The sequence below is a fragment of the Streptomyces flavovariabilis genome (assembly GCF_000725785.1).
GTDB classification, from domain to species: Bacteria; Actinomycetota; Actinomycetes; order Streptomycetales; family Streptomycetaceae; genus Streptomyces; species Streptomyces hawaiiensis.
In genome coordinates this window covers 158,546-178,328 of the sequence record NZ_JNXD01000011.1, presented here as the reverse complement: position 1 = coordinate 178,328, position 19,783 = coordinate 158,546, and the positions used below count along the sequence as shown (strand labels likewise).

General features: G+C 71.9%; 17 protein-coding genes. 13 read left to right on the top strand and 4 right to left on the bottom strand.

What is annotated here, in order from left to right; genetic code table 11:
- Positions 1-44: 44 nt before the first annotated feature.
- From IO24_RS0120060 to IO24_RS0120050, 3 genes are read left to right on the top strand one after another with little or no spacing between them, the layout of a single operon-like run.
- On the top strand, positions 45-1,055 hold the full coding sequence (locus IO24_RS0120060) for an NTP transferase domain-containing protein (RefSeq protein ID WP_031137522.1): 1,011 nt from the start codon (positions 45-47) through the stop codon (positions 1,053-1,055).
- Positions 1,052-2,440 (top strand): molybdopterin molybdotransferase MoeA, encoded by a 1,389-nt coding sequence (locus tag IO24_RS0120055; RefSeq protein ID WP_031137521.1) that lies wholly within the window; start codon positions 1,052-1,054, stop codon positions 2,438-2,440. Before IO24_RS0120060 ends, IO24_RS0120055 begins: the two co-directional genes overlap by 4 nt.
- Entirely contained in the window at positions 2,437-3,546 is a 1,110-nt protein-coding gene (locus IO24_RS0120050; protein ID WP_031137519.1) for a potassium channel family protein, read from the top strand. The genes IO24_RS0120055 and IO24_RS0120050 overlap by 4 nt, the downstream gene beginning before the upstream one ends.
- A 74-nt stretch (positions 3,547-3,620) precedes the next feature.
- Here IO24_RS0120050 and IO24_RS0120045 read toward each other — a convergent pair whose 3' ends face one another.
- Both IO24_RS0120045 and IO24_RS0120040 read right to left on the bottom strand, forming a co-directional pair.
- The gene (locus IO24_RS0120045) at positions 3,621-4,469 is read right to left on the bottom strand and encodes an ABC transporter permease (RefSeq protein ID WP_031137518.1); all 849 of its coding nucleotides are present in this window, start codon (positions 4,467-4,469) and stop codon (positions 3,621-3,623) included.
- Entirely contained in the window at positions 4,466-5,485 is a 1,020-nt protein-coding gene (locus tag IO24_RS0120040; protein ID WP_031137517.1) for an ATP-binding cassette domain-containing protein, read from the bottom strand. The genes IO24_RS0120045 and IO24_RS0120040 overlap by 4 nt, the downstream gene beginning before the upstream one ends.
- A gap of 213 nt (positions 5,486-5,698) precedes the next feature.
- Here IO24_RS0120040 and IO24_RS0120035 point away from each other — a divergent pair, with 213 nt between their 5' ends.
- Complete coding sequence (locus IO24_RS0120035; RefSeq protein ID WP_031137516.1) at positions 5,699-6,688, top strand: NAD(P)H-quinone oxidoreductase; 990 nt, start codon at positions 5,699-5,701, stop codon at positions 6,686-6,688.
- A gap of 116 nt (positions 6,689-6,804) precedes the next feature.
- Here the strand turns inward: IO24_RS0120035 and IO24_RS47200 are convergent, their stop codons facing one another.
- A complete protein-coding gene (locus IO24_RS47200; protein WP_267886815.1) occupies positions 6,805-6,936 on the bottom strand; it encodes a hypothetical protein in 132 nt (43 codons plus the stop codon).
- A 61-nt stretch (positions 6,937-6,997) separates the two neighbouring features.
- Between IO24_RS47200 and IO24_RS46620 the strand changes: the two genes are divergently transcribed.
- The 3 genes from IO24_RS46620 to IO24_RS0120020 all read left to right on the top strand — a co-directional run bounded on the left by IO24_RS46620 (position 6,998) and on the right by IO24_RS0120020 (position 8,801).
- Positions 6,998-7,327: a hypothetical protein gene (locus tag IO24_RS46620; RefSeq protein ID WP_037668075.1), complete on the top strand. Its 330-nt coding sequence runs from the start codon at positions 6,998-7,000 to the stop codon at positions 7,325-7,327.
- A gap of 279 nt (positions 7,328-7,606) precedes the next feature.
- Positions 7,607-8,176 carry a PadR family transcriptional regulator gene (locus tag IO24_RS0120025; RefSeq protein ID WP_031137513.1) on the top strand — a complete coding sequence of 190 codons (570 nt, stop codon included), beginning with the start codon at positions 7,607-7,609 and terminating at the stop codon, positions 8,174-8,176.
- Between the two features lie 85 nt (positions 8,177-8,261).
- Positions 8,262-8,801 (top strand): bacterial proteasome activator family protein, encoded by a 540-nt coding sequence (locus IO24_RS0120020; protein WP_031137512.1) that lies wholly within the window; start codon positions 8,262-8,264, stop codon positions 8,799-8,801.
- A gap of 63 nt (positions 8,802-8,864) precedes the next feature.
- Here IO24_RS0120020 and IO24_RS0120015 read toward each other — a convergent pair whose 3' ends face one another.
- Entirely contained in the window at positions 8,865-10,505 is a 1,641-nt protein-coding gene (locus IO24_RS0120015; RefSeq protein ID WP_031137510.1) for a protein kinase domain-containing protein, read from the bottom strand.
- 347 nt (positions 10,506-10,852) lie between these two features.
- Here IO24_RS0120015 and IO24_RS0120010 point away from each other — a divergent pair, with 347 nt between their 5' ends.
- From IO24_RS0120010 to IO24_RS0119985, 6 genes are all read left to right on the top strand, one after another.
- Positions 10,853-12,448, top strand: coding sequence for a protein kinase domain-containing protein (locus tag IO24_RS0120010; protein ID WP_031137509.1), 1,596 nt, complete (start codon positions 10,853-10,855; stop codon positions 12,446-12,448).
- Positions 12,449-12,872: 424 nt separating this feature from the next.
- Positions 12,873-14,063, top strand: a complete 1,191-nt coding sequence (gene pdhA, locus IO24_RS0120005; protein ID WP_031137508.1) for a pyruvate dehydrogenase (acetyl-transferring) E1 component subunit alpha — start codon at positions 12,873-12,875, stop codon at positions 14,061-14,063.
- A gap of 1 nt (position 14,064) precedes the next feature.
- Positions 14,065-15,042, top strand: a complete 978-nt coding sequence (locus IO24_RS0120000; RefSeq protein ID WP_031137507.1) for an alpha-ketoacid dehydrogenase subunit beta — start codon at positions 14,065-14,067, stop codon at positions 15,040-15,042.
- Positions 15,043-15,052: 10 nt separating this feature from the next.
- Positions 15,053-16,486 carry a dihydrolipoamide acetyltransferase family protein gene (locus tag IO24_RS47195; protein ID WP_031137506.1) on the top strand — a complete coding sequence of 478 codons (1,434 nt, stop codon included), beginning with the start codon at positions 15,053-15,055 and terminating at the stop codon, positions 16,484-16,486.
- Positions 16,487-16,641: 155 nt separating this feature from the next.
- Positions 16,642-18,876, top strand: coding sequence for a glycoside hydrolase domain-containing protein (locus IO24_RS0119990; RefSeq protein WP_031137504.1), 2,235 nt, complete (start codon positions 16,642-16,644; stop codon positions 18,874-18,876).
- Positions 18,877-18,978: 102 nt separating this feature from the next.
- The gene (locus tag IO24_RS0119985; protein ID WP_031137503.1) at positions 18,979-19,728 is read left to right on the top strand and encodes a twin-arginine translocation signal domain-containing protein; all 750 of its coding nucleotides are present in this window, start codon (positions 18,979-18,981) and stop codon (positions 19,726-19,728) included.
- Positions 19,729-19,783 lie beyond the last annotated feature (55 nt).

Here is a 19,783-nt window from a genome sequence, read left to right as displayed (position 1 = left end):
TCCCCCGCGTTCCCTGTGATCGCGGGGGCACGCATACTCGGGGGGTGACCGCCTACGAGCCCCCCGGTGAACCCCGCGCCGGCACCGGCCCCGCCCAGGGGGCGGACCCTGCCGGGTACGACGCCGTCGTGCTCGCCGGTGGTGCCGCCCGGCGCCTGGGCGGCACGGACAAACCCGGTGTGCGCGTGGGCGGGCGGGCCCTGCTCGACCGGGTGCTCGCCGCCTGCGGCGGCGCCCGCAGGACCGTCGTCGTCGCCGCGCCCCGGCCGACCGCACGGCCCGTGACCTGGGCCCGCGAGGACCCGGCCGGCGGCGGGCCGCTCGCCGCGCTCGACGCCGGGCTCCGCCGCACCACGGCCGAACACGTCGTGGTGCTCTCCGCCGACCTGCCGTTCCTGCAGGAGCCGACCGTCGGCCGCCTGCTGCACGCGCTGCGGACGAGCGGCTGCGACGGTGCGCTGCTGACCGACCCCGGCGGCCGCGACCAGCCGCTCGTGGCCGCCTACCGCACGCCGCGGCTGCGCGAGGAACTCGCGCTCCTCGCCGGCCGGCACGGCGCCCTCACCGGTCTTCCCCTGCGGCGTCTCACCGCCGAGTTGAACCTCACCCGCATCTTGGACCCCGTCGCGTCCTTCGACTGCGACACCTGGGACGACATCGCCACCGCCAGGGCACGTATCAGGGAGCATGGGCACGTGTTGGATGAATGGATTTCCGCCGTCAAGGACGAACTGGGCATCGACCTCGATGTCGACACCCGCGGCCTGCTCGACCTCGCCCGCGACGCCGCCCACGGTGTGGCCCGGCCCGCGGCGCCGCTGACCACCTTCCTCGTCGGCTACGCGGCCGCGCAGTCCGGCAAAGGCCCCGAGGCGGTCGCCGAGGCCGCCCGCAAGGCCGCGGCCCTCGCCGCCCGCTGGGCGCAGGAGAGCACCACGGAGGCCCAGGCGCCCGGGACCGGGCCCCAGCCGTCCGGCACCGGGCCCCAGCCGTCCGGCGTTCAGGGCGATGTCGCCCCCGACGCCACCCCGGACACCCGCCCGGACGCCGGATGACCCCGCACGGCGCCCGAGCCGGTGAGGACGCCGAGGACCTCGACGTCGAGGAGGTGCTCGCCCTCGTGAAGAACAGCAACGGCAACCACCTGCCCGACCCCGCCGCGCGAGGGGAGACGGACAGCGCCCGCACCCCCGACCGGCCCGACCCCGCGGCCCGGCCCGGCACCCGCCACCGCGCCACCCCGTGGCCCGAGGCCCGGGCCCTCGCCGAACGCGCCGGCCGCAACGCCACCCGGGCCGCCCGCCGGGCCCCCGTCTCCGCGCCCCTCGACACCGCTCTCGGCCTGACCCTCGCCGCCCCGCTCGACGCTCTCACCGACCTCCCCTCCTTCGACACCTCGGCGATGGACGGCTGGGCGGTCTGCGGCCCGGCTCCCTGGCACGTACGGGACGAGGGCGTCCTCGCCGGGCACGCCGCGCCCGCGCCCCTCACCGACGGCGAGGCGGTCCGGATCGCCACCGGCGCCCGTATCCCTCCGGACACCTCCGCGGTCCTGCGCAGCGAGCACGGCCGCACCGACGACAAGGGCCGCCTGTACGCGACCAGGGACGTCGTCCCCGGCCAGGACATCCGCCCGCGTGGCCAGGAATGCCGCACCGGTGACCAGCTCCTCGCCGTCGGCACCCTCGTCACCCCGGCCGTCCTCGGGCTCGCGGCGGCGGCCGGATACGACACCGTCACCGCCGTGGCCCGGGCGCGCGCCGAAGTTCTCGTCCTCGGAGACGAGTTGCTGACCCAGGGCCTGCCGCACGACGGCCTGATCCGGGACGCGCTCGGCCCCATGCTGCCGCCGTGGCTGCGCGCGCTCGGCGCCGAGGTCACCGCCGTCCGGCGCGTCCGCGACGACGCCGACACCCTGCACGAGGCCATCACCACCTCCGACGCCGACGTCATCCTCACCACCGGCGGCACCGCGGCGGGTCCCGTCGACCACGTCCACCCCGTCCTGCGCCGGATCGGCGCCGAACTCCTCGTGGACGGCGTCAACGTGCGCCCGGGCCACCCCATGCTGCTGGCCCGCACCGCGGAGACCCAGCACCTCGTGGGCCTCCCGGGCAACCCGCTCGCCGCCGTCTCCGGCCTGCTGACGCTCGCCGAGCCGCTGCTGCGGATCCTCGCGGCCCGCCCGGCCCCGGACCCGTACACGATGCCGCTCCGCGACGCCGTGCACGGGCACCCGCACGACACCCGGCTCGTTCCCGTCGTCCTGCGCGGCGACGAGGCCGTGCCGCTGCACTACAACGGCCCCGCCATGCTGCGCGGCATCGCGGCGGCCGACGCGCTGGCCGTCGTACCGCCGGGCGGCGCACGTCCGGGGCAGGAGACGGAACTGCTCGACCTGCCCTGGGCGTCCGGAGGAATCGGGGTGTGTTTCACGTGAAACTTCCGGGCCAGGACGCGATCGCCCGCCAGGCCGATGAACATCTGGTGACCTATCGGGTGAAACTCCCGAGGAAAGTGGTGGAGCACCCGATCCGCCAGGTCGCCAAGCGGCTCTCCATGGCGCTGTTCGTCCTCGTCGTGACCGCGCTGATCGTCTACGCCGACCGCGACGGCTACAACGACAACGCCGGCGGCGGCATCAGCCTCCTCGACGCCTTCTACTACGCGACCGTCACCCTCTCCACCACCGGCTACGGTGACATCACCCCGGCCAGCGAAAGCGCCCGGTTCACCAACATCCTCGTCATCACGCCCCTGCGCGTGCTGTTCCTGATCATCCTGGTCGGTACCACCCTGGAAGCCCTCACCGAACGCACCCGGGAGGAGTGGCGACTGACCCGCTGGAGGTCCACGTTGCGCGATCACACCGTCGTCGTCGGCTTTGGCACGAAGGGCAGGTCGGCGATCCGGACCGTCTGTGCGACGGGCCTGCGGAAGGAGCAGGTCGTCGTGGTCGACCCCAGTTCCAAGGTGGTCGACGCCGCGACCGCCGAAGGTTACGCGGGCATCGTCGGGGACGCGACCCGCAGCGAGGTGCTGAAGCAGGCCGAGGTGCACCGGGCCCGCCAGATCATCATCGCGACCCAGCGTGACGACACCGCGGTCCTGGTGACGCTGACGGCCCGCCAGCTCAACCGCGGGGCGAAGATCGTGGCCACCGTGCGGGAAGAGGAGAACGCTCCGCTGCTCAAGCAGTCGGGCGCCGACGCGGTCGTCACCAGCGCCAGTGCGGCCGGCCGGCTGCTCGGCCTGTCCGTGCTCAGCCCCTCCGCCGGCATGGTGATGGAGGACCTCATCCAGCAGGGCAGTGGCCTCGACATCGTCGAACGGCCGGTCGTCAAGGCCGAGGTGGGCAAGACGCCGCGGGAGGTCGCCGACCTGGTGGTGAGCGTCATACGTGGTCACCGGGTCCTCGGCTACGACGATCCGGCCGTCGGGAGACTGGAGCTGACCGACCGGCTCATCACGATCGTGCGGAAGACCCCGGCCACCCAGGTCGCGCCGGACATCCGCCCGATGCCCCCGATGCCCCGCAACACCTGACGAGCGAAGCGAACGGGCCGGCCGCCCCGCACCCTCGCGGTGCGCGACGGCCGGCCAAGACCAGGGCCTCGAGACTACTTCCGGTTGTACAGCCGCATCGTGACCGGCCCGAAGACCAGCACGAACAGCCCCGCCCAGCCCAGCGACCAAGCGACCTCGTCGGCCGGCCAGTCGCCGCCCATCAGACCGCGCACCGCCGACGCCAGATGCGTGATGGGGCTGTTGTTCACGAACGCCTGCAGCCAGCCCGGCATGGTCTTCGGGTCCACGAACACGTTGGACAGGAAGGTGAGCGGGAAGATCACCATCATGCTGACGCCCATCACCGACTTCTCGGTGCGCAGCATCAGCCCGAACATCGTCCAGATCCACGAGAAGGCGAACGAGAAGGCCACCAGCAGGGCGATCCCGGCGAGCACACCGGCGACCCCGCCGTCCGGCCGGTAGCCGAGGATCATGCCGACGGTGAGCATCACGATCGACGCGATCGTGTACCGCAGGGCGTCACCGAGCAGATAGCCGACCATCGTCGACGGCCGCCAGATCGGCAGGCTGCGGAACCGGTCGAACACGCCCTTCTCGATGTCGGTGTTCACGGAGATACCCGTGTACATCGTGATCATCACGACCGACATCACGAGGATGCCCGGCAGCAGGAACTGGATGTACTCCTTCGGCGAACCGGCCAGCGCCCCGCCGAACAGGTACGTGTACATCAGCACCATCATGATCGGGAACGCCGTGACGTCGAAGAGCTGCTCCGGCACGTGCTTGATCTTGAGGATCGCCCGCCAGCCGAAGGTCATCGAGGCCGACCAGGCGCTCGGCCGCGGCGGACGCTCCTTGGAGACGAGCAGCGCGGCGAGAGTCTCGGTGCTGACCGGGGCGAGTTCCTTGCCCTCGGTGGTCGTCGCGGTGCTCATGCCGCCACCTCGTCCTTCGGGTCGTCGGAGCGGTCGGAGGAGTCGTGCGTGTCGTGCCCGGTGAGGGCGAGAAACACCTCGTCGAGGCTGGGCTGGCCCAGCGAGAAGTTGTCGACGGTGATCCCGGCGCGGGCGAGCTCGCCCAGGGCGCGGGAGGCCTGCTCGGCCGCGGAGTCGTCGCCGGCCGCCGTACCGAGGCGGGCGGTGAGGGCCACGGGGTCGGGCTCCGGCTGCACCCGCGCGTCGAGGGTGCGGCGCAGCAGGTCGGCCGCGAGAGCGCGCTGGTCGGGATCTCGTAGGCGCAGATGGACGGATCCGGCGCCGACGGACGACTTCAGCTCGCCCTTGGTGCCCTCGGCGATCACCTTGCCGCGGTCGATGACGGCGATCCGGGACGCCAGCTGGTCGGCCTCGTCCAGATACTGCGTGGTCAGCAGCACGGTGGTGCCCTGCGCGACCACGGCCCGCACGATGTCCCACACCTGGTTGCGGCTGCGCGGGTCGAGGCCGGTCGTCGGCTCGTCGAGGAAGAGAAGGTCGGGGGTGTTCAGGATGGACGCGGCGATGTCGATGCGACGCCGCATGCCGCCCGAGTAGTGCTTGACCTGCTTCACGGCCGCCTCCGTGAGCCCGAAGGCCTCCAGGAGCTGGCCGGCGCGCTCGCGTGCCGCCTTCTTGTGGTGTCCGAGGAGCCGGCCCAGCAGGACCAGGTTCTCGGTGCCGGTGAGGTCCTCGTCCACCGACGCGTACTGGCCGGTGAGGCTCACCCGGCCGCGTACCTCGTCCGCCTCGCGGACGATGTCGTGGCCGAACACATGCGCCTCCCCGCCGTCCGGCCTCAGGAGTGTGGCGAGCATCTTCACGGTGGTGGTCTTGCCGGCGCCGTTCGGGCCGAGGACGCCGTAGACCGTGCCCGCGGGCACGGACAGGTCGACTCCGTCGACGGCCCTCGTCTCGCCGAACGTTTTCACCAGGCCCGCGGTCTCGATTGCCAGGCCGGACGTCTGCGTGCTCATGCTGGGGTCCTTCCGCGTGCTTGGGCTACGCATGGGGAGACTTTTACCGTCGCGCAAACTCATCGGTCCCGCACACGGTTTTTCGCCGGGACCGGACCAAAGGCGTAGGCGTGGCGGTCCCGGCGACGGAGCGGACTCGGTCCGGGGACGGAGGGGACTCGGTCCGGGGACGGAGGGGACTCGGTCCGGGGACCGACGGGTACGGTCCCCTGCATGCATGCGATCACGATTCCCGAACCTGGTGGGCCCGAGGCGCTGGTCTGGGACGAGGTCCCGGACCCCGTGCCCGGCGAGGGCGAGGTCCTGGTCGAGGTGGCGGCCGGTGCCGTCAACCGGGCCGACATCCTGCAGCGGCAGGGCTTCTACGAACCGCCGCCCGGCGCGTCCCCCTACCCCGGCCTGGAGTGCTCCGGGCGGGTCGCCGGGATCGGCACCGGCGTCTCCGGCTGGAACATCGGCGACGAGGTGTGCGCGCTGCTCTCCGGCGGCGGCTACGCCGAGAAGGTGGCCGTCCCGGCCGGGCAGCTGCTGCCCGTGCCCGCGGGGGTCGGCCTGACACAGGCCGCGGCGCTGCCCGAGGTGGTCTGCACCGTCTGGTCGAACGTCTTCATGGTCGCCCACCTGCGCCCGGGCGAGACGCTGCTCGTGCACGGCGGGTCCAGCGGCATCGGCACGATGGCCATCCAGCTGGCCAAGGCCGTCGGTGCGCGGGTGGCCGTGACGGCCGGTACGAAGGAGAAGCTGGACCGGTGCGCCGAGCTGGGCGCCGACATCCTGGTCAACTACCGCGAGCAGGACTTCGTCGAGGAGGTCAGGAAGGCGACGGACGGTGCCGGGGCCGACGTCATCCTCGACAACATGGGTGCCAAGTACCTGGAGCGCAACGTCAAGGCCCTCGCCGTCAACGGCCGGCTCGCGATCATCGGCATGCAGGGCGGTGTCAAGGGCGAGCTGAACATCGGTGCCCTGCTGGCCAAGCGCGCCGCCATCAGTGCCACGTCCCTGCGCGCCCGGCCACTGGAGGAGAAGGCCGCCATCGTCGCGGCCGTACGCGAACACGTCTGGCCCCTGTTCACCGGCGGCCATCTGCGCCCGGTCGTCGACCGCGAACTCCCGATGCCGGACGCTGCCGCCGCGCACCGGGTGGTGGAGGAGAGCGGCCACGTCGGCAAGGTCCTGCTCATCGCCCCGCAAGGCACCTGAACCCGCATCCGGGCCCACGGCAGGGGTTCGACGGGCCCGGCTCAGGCCCGCGGCAGGGGTTCGACGGGCCCGGCTCCGGCCCACGGCAGCGGCATGACCCGTCGCCGGGCTCGCGGCTAGACCCTCCGCAGCCGCAGTGCGACGAACGCCAGGCCCAGTCCCAGTCCGATCAGGACCAGGCCGCTGCCCAGGGGCAGGATGCGCAGGACCGGGCCGACGGGTCGTTCGGCGGTCGCGGCCTCTCGCACGGGCCGCTCCGCCGGGGCGGTGGGCGCCGGGACGGTTTCCCGCGGCTCCTCGGGGACGGCCGTGGCGTCCGCGACACCCGGCCTCTCCCCGGCGTCCTCCGGCCGCCCCGGCCGCACCCGGCCCTCTCCCGCCCGGCTCCCGGCCCGCGAGGGCTCGCCGGGCCCGGAAGGGGCCGCCGAAGCCGACGGGCCCGACGAAGCCGCCCGGGCCGCCGAAGCCGCCCGGGCCGACGGGGCCGCCAGCGGCGACGGGGCGGACCGGGCCGACGACGCCGCCGGGGGCGACGGGGCCGATGGAGCAGCCAGGGACGAGGGCGCGGACCGGGCCGACGGGGCCGATGAAGCGGATCTGGGCGGCGGGGCGGAAACGGGCCCGGACCCCGTCTCCTGAGCCGCCGCTCCCTCGGCCTCCTCCTCGTAGGTGGGGACGGCCCCGTAGGACGGGACGGATCCGCCGGGTGAGACGACCGCGCCCGCCCCCAGGGCGAGCACCAGTCCCGTCGCCCGCAGTGCGCGTAGCCATGGAGTCACGTGGGTGACCCCCTCCCGCCGCGCCCGGTGGGGCAGAAACGGCAAGTTCGGTCATATCGAGGCCATCAGCCTCACACCGCACCGGAGTCCCGGCACTCCGGGTTCGGCCGACGGGGCGGAATCACTGCACAATCCGGTTATGTCGATACGTCACGGGCTGCTGGCGCTCCTGGCGGCCGGCCCCCGCTACGGCTCCCGCCTGCGCACCGACTTCGAGGCCCGCAGCGGCGGGACCTGGCCGCTGAACATCGGGCAGGTCTACACGACGCTGAGCCGTCTGGAGCGGGACGGAATGGTCGCCCAGGACGACGTCGACGCGGCCGGACGGGCGCTGTACGCGCTCACCGAGGCCGGCCGGGCCGAACTGCGTGCCTGGTACGACCGTCCCGTGGAACGGGCCGGCCCGCCGCGCGACGAGCTGGCGATCAAGCTGGTGATGGCTCTCGGCGCGGACGGCGTCGACGTGAGGGAGGTCGTCGAGGCCCAGCGGCGGCACGTGACGCGGGCCCTGCACGACCACGTGCGGCAGCGCGCCGAGGCACTGGCCCGCGCCCCGGAGCACCCCGAGGAGATGGCCCGGCTGCTCGTCCTGGAGCAGCTCGTCTTCCAGGCCGAGGCCGAGGTCCGCTGGCTGGAGCACTGCGAGGCCCGCCTGCTGCGTTTCACCCGCGAGGAGGAACCGCCCCCGCAGGAGCAACCCGGAGCGTGACCGGTTCGTCTCCTCCAGCACGGTGGATCAGCCTCCTGCGGGGGCACCACGGAGGTGAGGTGCAGGCGTACGAGAGAATGGCGACATGGAGATGCCGAGGAACGAAAGGTCGCCGGAGAACCCTCAGATCCTGGTCGTGGGCCAGGACGGCATGGCGCTCGGTGGCGGCAGCGCAGACGAGGACTCCCGCGAGACCCCGGTCACGGAGCAGGTGGAGCAGCCCGCGAAGGTCATGCGGATCGGCAGCATGATCAAGCAGCTGCTGGAGGAAGTGCGCGCGGCTCCCCTGGACGAGGCCAGCCGGGTCCGGCTGAAGGACATCCACGCCAGCTCGGTGAAGGAGCTGGAGGACGGTCTGGCGCCCGAGCTGGTGGAGGAGCTGGAGCGGCTGTCGCTGCCCTTCACGGACGAGGCGACCCCCAGCGACTCGGAGCTGCGTATCGCGCAGGCCCAGCTGGTGGGCTGGCTGGAGGGGCTCTTCCACGGGATCCAGACGACGCTGTTCGCCCAGCAGATGGCGGCCCGCGCCCAGCTGGAGCAGATGCGCCGCGCCCTCCCGCCGGGTGTCGGGGACGGCCTCGACGAGCAGCACCCGGGAGGCCGGACCGGCGGCCCGTACCTGTAGACCACCACCGACCAAAGGGCCCGGCAGCCGAAGCTGCCGGGCCCGTCCGTTTGTCAGGACCGGTCAGGAGGGCGGGTTGCCCGTCGAGACGCTGAGCTCGATCTCGGGCATGTCCTTCGGGTCGACGTCGGTGTCGGCGGACGGGAACTGGTTCATGACCGTGCCGTCGCCGTAGGTGTTCTCGTCGACCTTCTTCTCGTTCAGTTCCCAGCCGGCCGCCTGGAGACAGGCCTTGACCGACTTGATGTTCTTGAACTTGAAGTCCGGGATCTGGATCTTGTCGGGGTCGTTGTACGACTCCCGCGGCTCCGTGCACTCCTCGGTGTCGATCGTCTTCGTGGTGTCCGGCCCGCGGTAGCCGGCCTTCTTCTCCGCCGAGGCCGACGCGCTCGCGCTGCTGCCACCGCCGCCCTTGTCGTCCTCGCTGCCGCCGTTCAGCAGCAGCGCCGAGACGAGGCCGCCGACCGCGACGACGGACACGATGATCGAGCCGATGATCACCGGCTTGTTGTTCCTGCCGCCGGAGGGGGCCGACGCGGCGGGGGGCGTCAGGTTGTACGGGGGCGGCGTCGACGGGCCGGACTGCGGGGAGTACGCCGCCGAGGGCGTCGGGTAGCCGCCCTGCTGCGGGTAGCCGTACGCCGGGGACGGCCCCGTCGGGGCGGGCGTGCCGTACGGGTTCGGGGGCGGGGTCGGCTGGTACGGCGTCTGGACCTGGCCCGAGGGCGCCGCGGTCGCCTGGTCGACCGGCGGGAACACGGCCGAGCCGACGCCCGAGCCGCTCTGCGCCTGCGTGCCCGGGACGATGCTCGGCGGCGCGGCGTGGAAGGAGGCCGCCACGCGCAGGCACTCGTCGCGCATGGCCTCGGCGCTGGGGAAGCGCTCGTTCGGGTTCTTCTTCAGCGCACGGGTGATCAGCGCGTCCACGGCCGGGGGCAGCGAGCGGTTGATCGAGGACGCGACCGGCGGCTCTTCCTGCACGTGCGCGTAGGCGATGGCCAGTGGCGAGTCCGCTTCGAACGGCAGCCGCCCGGTGACGAGCTGGAACAGCATGATGCCGACCGAGTACAGGTCGGAGCGGGCGTCCACACCGCGGCCGAGGGCCTGCTCGGGTGAGAGGTACTGCGGGGTTCCGACGACCATGCCGGTCTGCGTCATCGACGTCACGCCGGACTGCATGGCGCGGGCGATGCCGAAGTCCATGACCTTGACCACGGCGCGCTTGGTCATCATCACGTTGCCCGGCTTGATGTCGCGGTGGACCAGGCCCATCTCGTGGCTGATCTCCAGCGCGGCCAGCACATCGGCGGTGATCTTCAGCGCCTTGTCGGCGGGCATCGCGCCCTGCTGCCGCACGTCCTCGTCGAGGACCGAGCCGAGCGGGCGGCCCTCGACGTACTCCATGACGATGTACGGCGTCGTCATGCCGTCGAGGGTGTCCTCGCCGGTGTCGAAGACGGAGACGATGTTGGTGTGCGTGAGCTTGGCCACGGACTGGGCCTCGCGGCGGAACCGCTCGCGGAAGGCCTGTTCCCGTCCGAGATCCGTGTGAAGTGTCTTGATGGCGACCTGCCGGTCGAGCACGCTGTCGTACGCGAGGTGCACCGAGGCCATGCCGCCCTGGCCGAGGAGGTCACGCAGCTGATAGCGGCCACTGGCGAGCGCCCGCCCCGTGTACTGGCCCTGTGCGCCGTCCTGGCTCATGTTCCCCGTCCCCCGTAGCCCCTGCAGGCGCCGCCGACTGCCGCTGATCCGTCGTTGATCCAAACCGTCATTCCCGGCCAAGTCTGCCCCAGGGCACTGACACGTCAAGCTCGGTGCCCGTTCCGTGACCGTACGCGAAAGAAGAGTCGCGTAAGCGTTACAGGGGGCGTACGGCGAGGGCACGGAATTTGCACGAGAGTACGGAGTGAAGGTTTCATGGCCGGTCCGTCTCGTGCCGGTCCCGGCACCCCTTCTCGGGCCGGAGGCTTGCGCGGAGGCTGTAGCGTGGCCGACGGAGACCGTAACAACACCGCGCGCACCGCGGGCAGAAACGACGGCGAGGACTGATGGCACAGCAGCAGGCCGCTCAGGGCCCGTCCGACCCCGAGGCGTCTGGCGGCGGCATGTCGGACGCGCCGGAGCTCTGGGGGAACGGCGGGCTGGTCGGGGACGGCCGGTACCGGCTGACCCGCAGACTCGGCCGGGGCGGCATGGCCGAGGTGTTCGCAGCCGAGGACGTCCGCCTCGGACGCACCGTCGCCGTCAAGCTGCTCCGCTCAGACCTCGCCGAGGACCCGGTGTCCAAGGCGCGCTTCACGCGCGAGGCGCAGTCGGTGGCCGGTCTCAACCACCACTCGATCGTCGCCGTGTACGACTCCGGCGAGGACTTCGTCGGCGGCCAGTCCGTGCCGTACATCGTCATGGAGATCGTCGAGGGCCGCACCATCCGCGACCTGCTGCTGAACGCGGAGGCACCCGGCCCCGAGCAGGCGCTGATCATCGTCTCGGGCGTCCTGGAGGCGCTCGCCTACTCGCACCAGCACGGCATCGTGCACCGCGACATCAAGCCGGCCAACGTCATCATCACGCACAACGGCGCCGTGAAGGTGATGGACTTCGGCATCGCCCGGGCCCTGCACGGCGCGTCCACGACGATGACGCAGACCGGCATGGTCATGGGCACCCCGCAGTACCTCTCCCCCGAGCAGGCGCTCGGCAAGGCCGTCGACCACCGCTCCGACCTGTACGCGACGGGCTGCCTGCTCTACGAACTCCTCTCGCTGCGCCCGCCGTTCACGGGCGAGACCCCGCTGTCGGTGGTCTACCAGCACGTCCAGGACATCCCGACGCCGCCGTCCGAGGCCTCCGACGCCTGCCCGCCGGAGCTGGACGGCCTGGTCATGCGCTCCCTCGCCAAGGAGCCCGACGACCGTTTCCAGACGGCCGAGGAGATGCGCGGGCTGGTCCAGTACGCGCTCCAGATGCTTTACGACCAGGGCGGCCACACCGGCACCTGGAACACCGGCCCGGTCGACATGCACGAGGGCCGGCACACCCCGTCGGGCGGCTTCGCCGGCACGGCCGTGATGGGCCACCCCGGTGACCCCTCCGGCACCGCGCAGATCCCCTCGCCGATCCTGCCCGGCGGCTACGGCGGCGGGGACGACGGCGGCTTCGAGGGCCACGGCAACAGGGGCAGCGGCCGCGGCAAGCTGTGGATCCTCGCCGTGCTCGCGGTGATCGCCGTCGCCGCGGGCGTCGCGCTGGCGCTGCAGAACACCGGCGGCGACAAGGACGGCCCGAGCAAGGAGCAGAAGCCGACCACCTCGCAGACGACGGAGAAGAAGACGCCCAGCGAGACGCCGAGCGACGAACCGAGCGACGAGCCGACCGACACGAACACGGACAACGGCACCGGCACCGGCTCGGGCAACGGCAACTTCACCCCGTCGTACACGCCCTCCTACACGCCGTCGCAGAGCGCTCCCGAGTCGCCCACCGGTGAACCGAGCGACCAGCCGACGACCGAGGAGCCGACCGACGAGCCCACGGACCCGGAGCCCTCGGACCCGCAGACACCGCCGGACGACACGGGCGGTGCCGACGGCGGCACCACGGCCGGCGTCGTGGGCGGCGCGGGTGGCGGCGACGGCGGCACCTGACAGGCAGAGAAAACGCATGATCCACGCGCGCGTGGGGCCCGGAAACGGGGCCCACGCGCGCGTGTCGTTTCGGCGCGCCGACAAAAGGACTCTTCCCGTGACCTGGGTCACCGGGTTAACGTGCGGTTGCTCCGGCCTCCTGCAAGGCTGTGACCTGGGACCCTTCACCGCCTTCCCGATTTACTTGGATATCCAAGCAAAATCGCAGGTCAGAGGGGGTTTCACAGAAATGTGGCGCACTGGGTAACGTGCTTTCTGCAGGGCGCTCGCCGGGGCACCTGTCACGCCTGTTCCCGGCCCAGTGGCACCCACCCCGTGCCCCGGTGGTCGAGAACAGGTGAGCCGCTCCCCCAAGCTCAAAAGAGCAGGGGGGACCCCCAGGCCCACCGGCAACCCCGTGGCCCGGACCGACGGAGGAGCACACGTGACCGTGGAGAGCACTGCCGCGCGCACACCGCGACGCAGCGCCGGAAGCAAGGCCGGCACCACCGGCACCAAGCGCGCCCGCCCGACCGCCAAGAAGGACGCCGGCGCCGAGCCCCAGCTCGTGCAGCTGCTGACGCCCGAGGGCAAGCGCGTCAAGAATGCCGAGTACGACAAGTACGTCGCCGGCATCACCCCGGACGAGCTCCGCGGCCTCTACCGCGACATGGTGCTCACCCGCCGCTTCGACGCCGAGGCCACCTCCCTGCAGCGCCAGGGCGAGCTGGGCCTGTGGGCGTCGCTGCTCGGCCAGGAGGCCGCCCAGATCGGGTCCGGCCGGGCCACCCGGGAGGACGACTACGTCTTCCCGACCTACCGGGAGCACGGTGTGGCCTGGTGCCGCGGCGTCGACCCGGCCAACCTGCTCGGGATGTTCCGCGGCGTGAACAACGGCGGCTGGGACCCCAACAGCAACAACTTCCAGCTGTACACGATCGTCATCGGCTCCCAGACGCTGCACGCCACCGGCTACGCCATGGGCGTCGCCAAGGACGGCGCCGACAGCGCGGTGATCGCCTACTTCGGCGACGGCGCCTCCAGCCAGGGCGACGTGGCCGAATCGTTCACCTTCTCCGCGGTCTACAACGCCCCGGTCGTGTTCTTCTGCCAGAACAACCAGTGGGCCATCTCCGAGCCCACCGAGAAGCAGTCCCGCGTCCCGATCTACCAGCGCGCCCAGGGCTTCGGCTTCCCGGGCGTCCGGGTCGACGGCAACGACGTGCTCGGCGTCCTCGCGGTCACCCGGTGGGCCCTGGAGCGGGCCCGCGCCGGCGAGGGCCCGACCCTCGTCGAGGCGTTCACCTACCGCATGGGCGCCCACACCACCTCCGACGACCCGACCCGCTACCGGGGTGACGAGGAGCGCCAGGCCTGGGAGGCCAAGGACCCGATCCTGCGCCTTCGCCGGTATCTGGAGGCCTCAAACCACGCGGACGAGGGATTCTTCGAGGAACTGGAGGCCGAGTCCGAGGCGTTGGGCAAACGAGTGCGCGAGGCGGTCCGTTCCATGCCGGACCCGGACCACTTCGCGATCTTCGAGAACGCCTACGCGGACGGACACGCGCTCGTCGACGAGGAGCGCGCCCAGTTCGCCGCCTACCAGGCGTCGTTCGCCGACGAGGGGGGTAACTGAGATGGCCGACAAGATGGCACTGGCCAAGGCGATCAACGAATCGCTGCGCCGCGCTCTGGAGTCCGACCCCAAGGTCCTGATCATGGGCGAGGACGTCGGCAAGCTCGGCGGCGTCTTCCGGGTGACGGACGGCCTGCAGAAGGACTTCGGCGAGAGCCGCGTCATCGACACCCCCCTCGCCGAGTCGGGCATCGTCGGCACGGCGATCGGCCTGGCCCTGCGCGGTTACCGCCCGGTGGTGGAGATCCAGTTCGACGGCTTCGTCTTCCCGGCGTACGACCAGATCGTCACGCAGCTCGCGAAGATGCACGCCCGCTCGCTGGGCAAGGTCAAGCTCCCGGTCGTCGTGCGCATCCCGTACGGCGGCGGCATCGGCGCGGTGGAGCACCACTCCGAGTCGCCCGAGGCGCTCTTCGCGCACGTGGCGGGCCTGAAGATCGTCAGCCCGTCGAACGCGGCGGACGCGTTCTGGATGATGCAGCAGGCCATCCAGAGCGACGACCCGGTGATCTTCTTCGAGCCCAAGCGCCGCTACTGGGACAAAGGCGAGGTCAACACGGAGGCGATCCCGGGCCCGCTGCACAAGGCCCAGGTGGTCCGCGAGGGCACCGACCTCACCCTGGCCGCCTACGGCCCGATGGTGAAGCTCTGCCAGGAGGTCGCGGACGCGGCCGCCGAGGAGGGCAAGAACCTGGAGGTCCTGGACCTGCGCTCGGTCTCCCCGATCGACTTCGACTCGATCCAGGCGTCGGTGGAGAAGACGCGCCGCCTGGTCGTCGTCCACGAGGCCCCGGTGTTCTTCGGGTCGGGCGCGGAGATCGCCGCGCGGATCACGGAGCGCTCCTTCTACCACCTGGAGGCCCCGGTGCTCCGGGTCGGCGGCTACCACGCCCCGTACCCGCCGGCCCGCCTGGAGGAGGAGTACCTGCCGAACCTGGACCGGGTGCTGGACGCCGTCGACCGCTCGCTGGCGTACTGAGGAGAGGGTCGTGACGACGATGACGGAAGCGTCCGTGCGCGAGTTCAAGATGCCCGACGTGGGCGAGGGACTCACCGAGGCCGAGATCCTCAAGTGGTACGTCCAGCCCGGCGACACGGTCACCGACGGCCAGGTGGTCTGCGAGGTCGAGACGGCGAAGGCGGCCGTGGAGCTGCCCATCCCGTACGACGGCGTGGTCCGGGACCTGCACTTCCCCGAGGGCACCACGGTCGACGTGGGCACGGCGATCATCTCGGTGGACGTGGGCGGTGGCGGCGCCGCACCCGCCGAGCAGCCCGCCGCCGAGCAGCCCGCGGCAGCCGAGCCCGCCGAGGAGCCGAAGGCGGCGGGCTCGGGACGCCAGCCGGTCCTGGTGGGCTACGGGGTGGCGACCTCGTCCACCCGCCGCCGCCCCCGCAAGGGCCCGGAGGTCCCGGCCCGGCAGGCCTCGCCGGTGATCCAGGCCGAGCTGAACGGCCACACGCCGGCGGCCCCGGCCGCGACCGCCCCTGCCGCCCCTGCGGCTCCGGCCGGCACGGAACGCCCGCTGGCCAAGCCCCCTGTCCGCAAGCTGGCCAAGGACCTGGGCGTCGACCTGACGACGGTCGTCCCGACGGGCCCGGACGGCATCATCACCCGCGAGGACGTGCACGCGGCGGTCGCATCGGCCGTCCCGGCGGTCCCCGAGCCGCCGGCCGCGTCCGCCCCGGCGGCGGCCCAGGCGCCGGCGTCGTACGACACCGGGCGTGAGACCCGCATCCCGGTCAAGGGTGTCCGCAAGGCGACGGCGGCGGCGATGGTCGGCTCGGCGTTCACCGCGCCGCACGTCACGGAGTTCGTGACGGTCGACGTGACGCGCACGATGAAACTGGTCGAGGAACTGAAGGCGGACAAGGAGTTCGCGGGCCTGCGCGTGAACCCCCTGCTGCTGATCGCCAAGGCCCTGCTCGTCGCGATCCGGCGCAACCCGGACGTCAACGCGTCGTGGGACGAGGCCGCACAGGAGATCGTGGTCAAGCACTACGTGAACCTGGGCATCGCGGCCGCGACCCCGCGCGGCCTGATCGTGCCGAACATCAAGGACGCCCACGCCAAGACGCTGCCGCAGCTGGCCGAGTCCCTGGGCGAGCTGGTGGCGACGGCCAGGGACGGCAGGACGTCCCCGGCGGCCATGCAGGGCGGCACGGTGACGATCACCAACGTCGGTGTCTTCGGCGTCGACACGGGCACGCCGATCCTCAACCCGGGCGAGTCCGCGATCCTCGCGATCGGTGCGATCAAGCCGCAGCCGTGGGTCCACAAGGGCAAGGTGAAGCCCCGTCAGGTCACCACCCTGGCGCTGTCGTTCGACCACCGCCTGGTCGACGGCGAGCTGGGCTCGAAGGTCCTGGCGGACGTGGCGGCGATCCTGGAGCAGCCCAAGCGCCTGATCACCTGGGCGTGATCCGGCCGCGGCGGCCCCCCGACCCACCGGGCGGGGGGGCCGCCGGCGTTCGCCCGTGGGGTTGACCGACGGCGGTACGAAGAGCACAAGAAGCTCCCGGGACCCGCCCAAGTACCCCACAGTAAGCGGTTTAGCCGGACATACGATCACTCTTCATGCGCGACGCGATGGTCCTCAAGGCCCAGAGATTCGTCAACTCCGTCTACGGCAGCCGTATCGGCACGACCGTGCCCGAGAGCGGCGAGGCCGACTGGGCGACCCTGTACGCCCTGACCCGTGCCCTGCAGTACGAGCTGGGCATCACAGCACTCTCCGACAACTTCGGCCCCACCACCCTCAACACGCTGACCGCCAAGTACCCCCAGCTCGACGCGGACACCGTCCCCTCGCCCGACTTCTGCCGCATCCTCCAGGCCGGCCTGTACTGCAAGGGCTACGACGGCGGCGACCTCGACGGCAGCTACGGTGCCCGGGTGCAGACGGCCGTCACCCGGCTCAAGACCGACATGGGAGTCGAACAGGCCCTCCCGGGAGCCGGCTTGACGCCGAAGGTGGTCAAGGCGCTGCTGACGATGGACTCCTACGTCCCCGGCGCGTCGGGCACCGGACAGGTCAGGGCCGTCCAGCAGTGGCTCAACGGCCGCTACCTGGACCGGCAGGACTTCTACGTCATCGCCTGCGACGGGCTCGTGACCCGGGACACCGTCAAGGCGCTGCTCTTCGGCGTGCAGTACGAGCTGGGCATGGCGGACGGCACCGCCAACGGCAACTTCGGGCCCGGTACCCAGTCGGGCCTGAAGTCGCACCCCGTGACCAAGGGCGACAAGGGCGTCTTCGTCCAGCTGTTCTCCGCCGGGATGGTCGTCAACCGGCGGCCCGCGGCCCTCACCGACACCTTCGACTCCTCCCTCGCCGCGGCGGTCCGGGCCTTCCAGACCTTCGCCGCTCTCCCGGCCACGGGCGAGGGCGACTTCGCCACCTTCGCCTCCCTGCTGGCGTCCTTCGGCGACCAGTCCCGCCCGGCCGGGGCCTGCGACACCATCGCGAAGATCACTCCGTCCCGGGCGGCGTCGCTCAAGGCGGCCGGGATCACGTACATCGGCCGCTACCTCACCAACCCGAGTGCCACCTCCCTGCCGGAGAAGGCCATCCAGCCGGGTGAGCTCGCCACCATCGCCCAGCAGGGTCTGCGCTGCTTCCCGATCTACCAGACCGTCAACAACGACGCCTCGGACTTCGACTACGTCGCCGGGCGGACCGCCGGATACGCCGCGGTCAACGCCGCCCGCGACCACGGCTTCCGCCGGGGGAGCCGGATCTTCTTCGCCGTGGACTTCGACGCGATCGACACCGAGATCACCGCGAGGGTCCTGCCCCACTTCAAGGGCATCAAGGAGGCGATGGCCGACTCCGGCCATCCGTACCGGATCGGCGTCTACGGCTCCCGCAACGTGTGCGCGCAGGTCGGCGCGGCCGGTTACTCGACCGCGAGCTTCGTCGCCGGCATGTCCTCGGGCTTCGACGGCAACGCCGGGCATCCGCTGCCGCAGGACTGGGCCTACGACCAGTTCGTCATCCGCACCCTCGGCTCCGGGGACGGGCAGCTGGAGATCGACGCCGACATCGCCTCGGGTCGGGACACCGGGCAGGGCTCGTTCGACCGGCCGCGTCCCGCCGTACCGGACGTCGCCCTCGACGAGCGCCAGGTGCCGGCGCTGCGGGCCGACCTCTCGCGCTACATGCAGTCGATCGGCCGCCCGGACACGGGCGGCATCGGCAGCGACGCGCGGCTCTACAGCAACGCGCAGGCCGTCGCCGCGATCCAGGACCAGGACGGGCTGATCACCGAGCTGTCGAAGACGTACACGATGCGCAAGGCGCTGATCCAGACGGCCGTCTACTGGGCCATGCGTGACTACGGCCTCGCCGCCCAGTCCGCCGACCAGCAGGTCGCCGACCACCACCTCACGGGCTCCGGTTCCGTCCGGGACTCGCACACCGGCATCGGCGAGATCAGCGCGAGCGACGCCATCCAGGCCTGGAACCACTGCATCGGCTGGGGCTTCACCACCGGCGAGCGGCGCGACCCGGCCAAGGACGCCGACCTGTGGACCGTGTGGCAACAGCTGAACAAGGACAACGCGTTCAGTGTGCGCACCGCGGCTCTGATCCACCTGTGGGGCACCCGGGGCAGGCCCGGCGGCCGACTGCCCCCGGGCGACCGCGTCACCACCCCGCGGTCCATGCGCCTCGACCTCGTCGAGTTCGAGATCACCGAACTCCTGCGCCGCTACCGGGCCTGGGACCCCGACGTGGAGTCCCAGACGCACCAGAGCCTGGCCGTCTACCAGATCTTCGAGAAGTACAACAGCATCCTCCGCAACGCCTGAGCGCGTGTGCGCGGAGAACTTCAGGAAGAGACTCCGTTGAAGCTCAGCCTCCCCCGCGTCCTCCGCGGATCGTCGGCGCCCGGCGCCGCCCACCGCCGCGGCCTGTCCCGTCGCGCCCTGCTCGGCCGTGTCGCCGCCATAGGCGGTGCCGTGGGCGTAGCCGCCCTGCCCCTGTCCCATTTCCTGTCCCAGGCGTACGCCGACGCCAACAACCCCATACCGGCCCGCGTACGGGACGCCCTGCGCAGCGCGCAGGACCGGACCCGGCGCGTGCTGGCGGGCTCGCGCTCCCACAACGGCTGGGAGATGGAGAACGTCGCCGACGGCGGCGGCACCGTCTACACCCGCCCCGTCCCCGGCACCCCGCTCAAGGGCGTCGCCGTGCGCATGGGCGACGTGGAGACCGTTCTCGTCCACCTGGTGCGCCGGTTCCACTACGAGGTCGACCCGCTGCGCCGGGGCGACGTGCGCGGATGGCACGACCCCGCCGGTCTCGCCAGGAGCGGGCCCGAGTCCAATCTGGCGTCCGGTACGGCCGTGCGGATCCGGCCCGGCTCCTACCCGCGCGGCGCCCGGGGTGGTTTCTTCCCGCAGCAGGAGGTCGTGATCCGCGACATCCTCGCCGAGCTCGACGGCGTGGTCCGCTGGGGCGGCGACGACCGTACGCCCGACGAGTCGCTGTTCTGCGTCGACGTACGGCCGGGGAACGAGCGGCTGGTACAGGTCGCGGCGCGGATCCGCGGCTGGCAGCTGGAGCCGGGCGCCGGTGCGGGTACCGCGGTGAACGTGCTGTCGGGCGGCCGGCGCAAGGCGGCCAGGGCACTGGAGCGCCGTCAGCGCAGCACGGCATGAGAGCCGTATGACGAAGGGGGGCTCCGCCGCGGTGTGCGGCGGAGCCCCCCTTCGT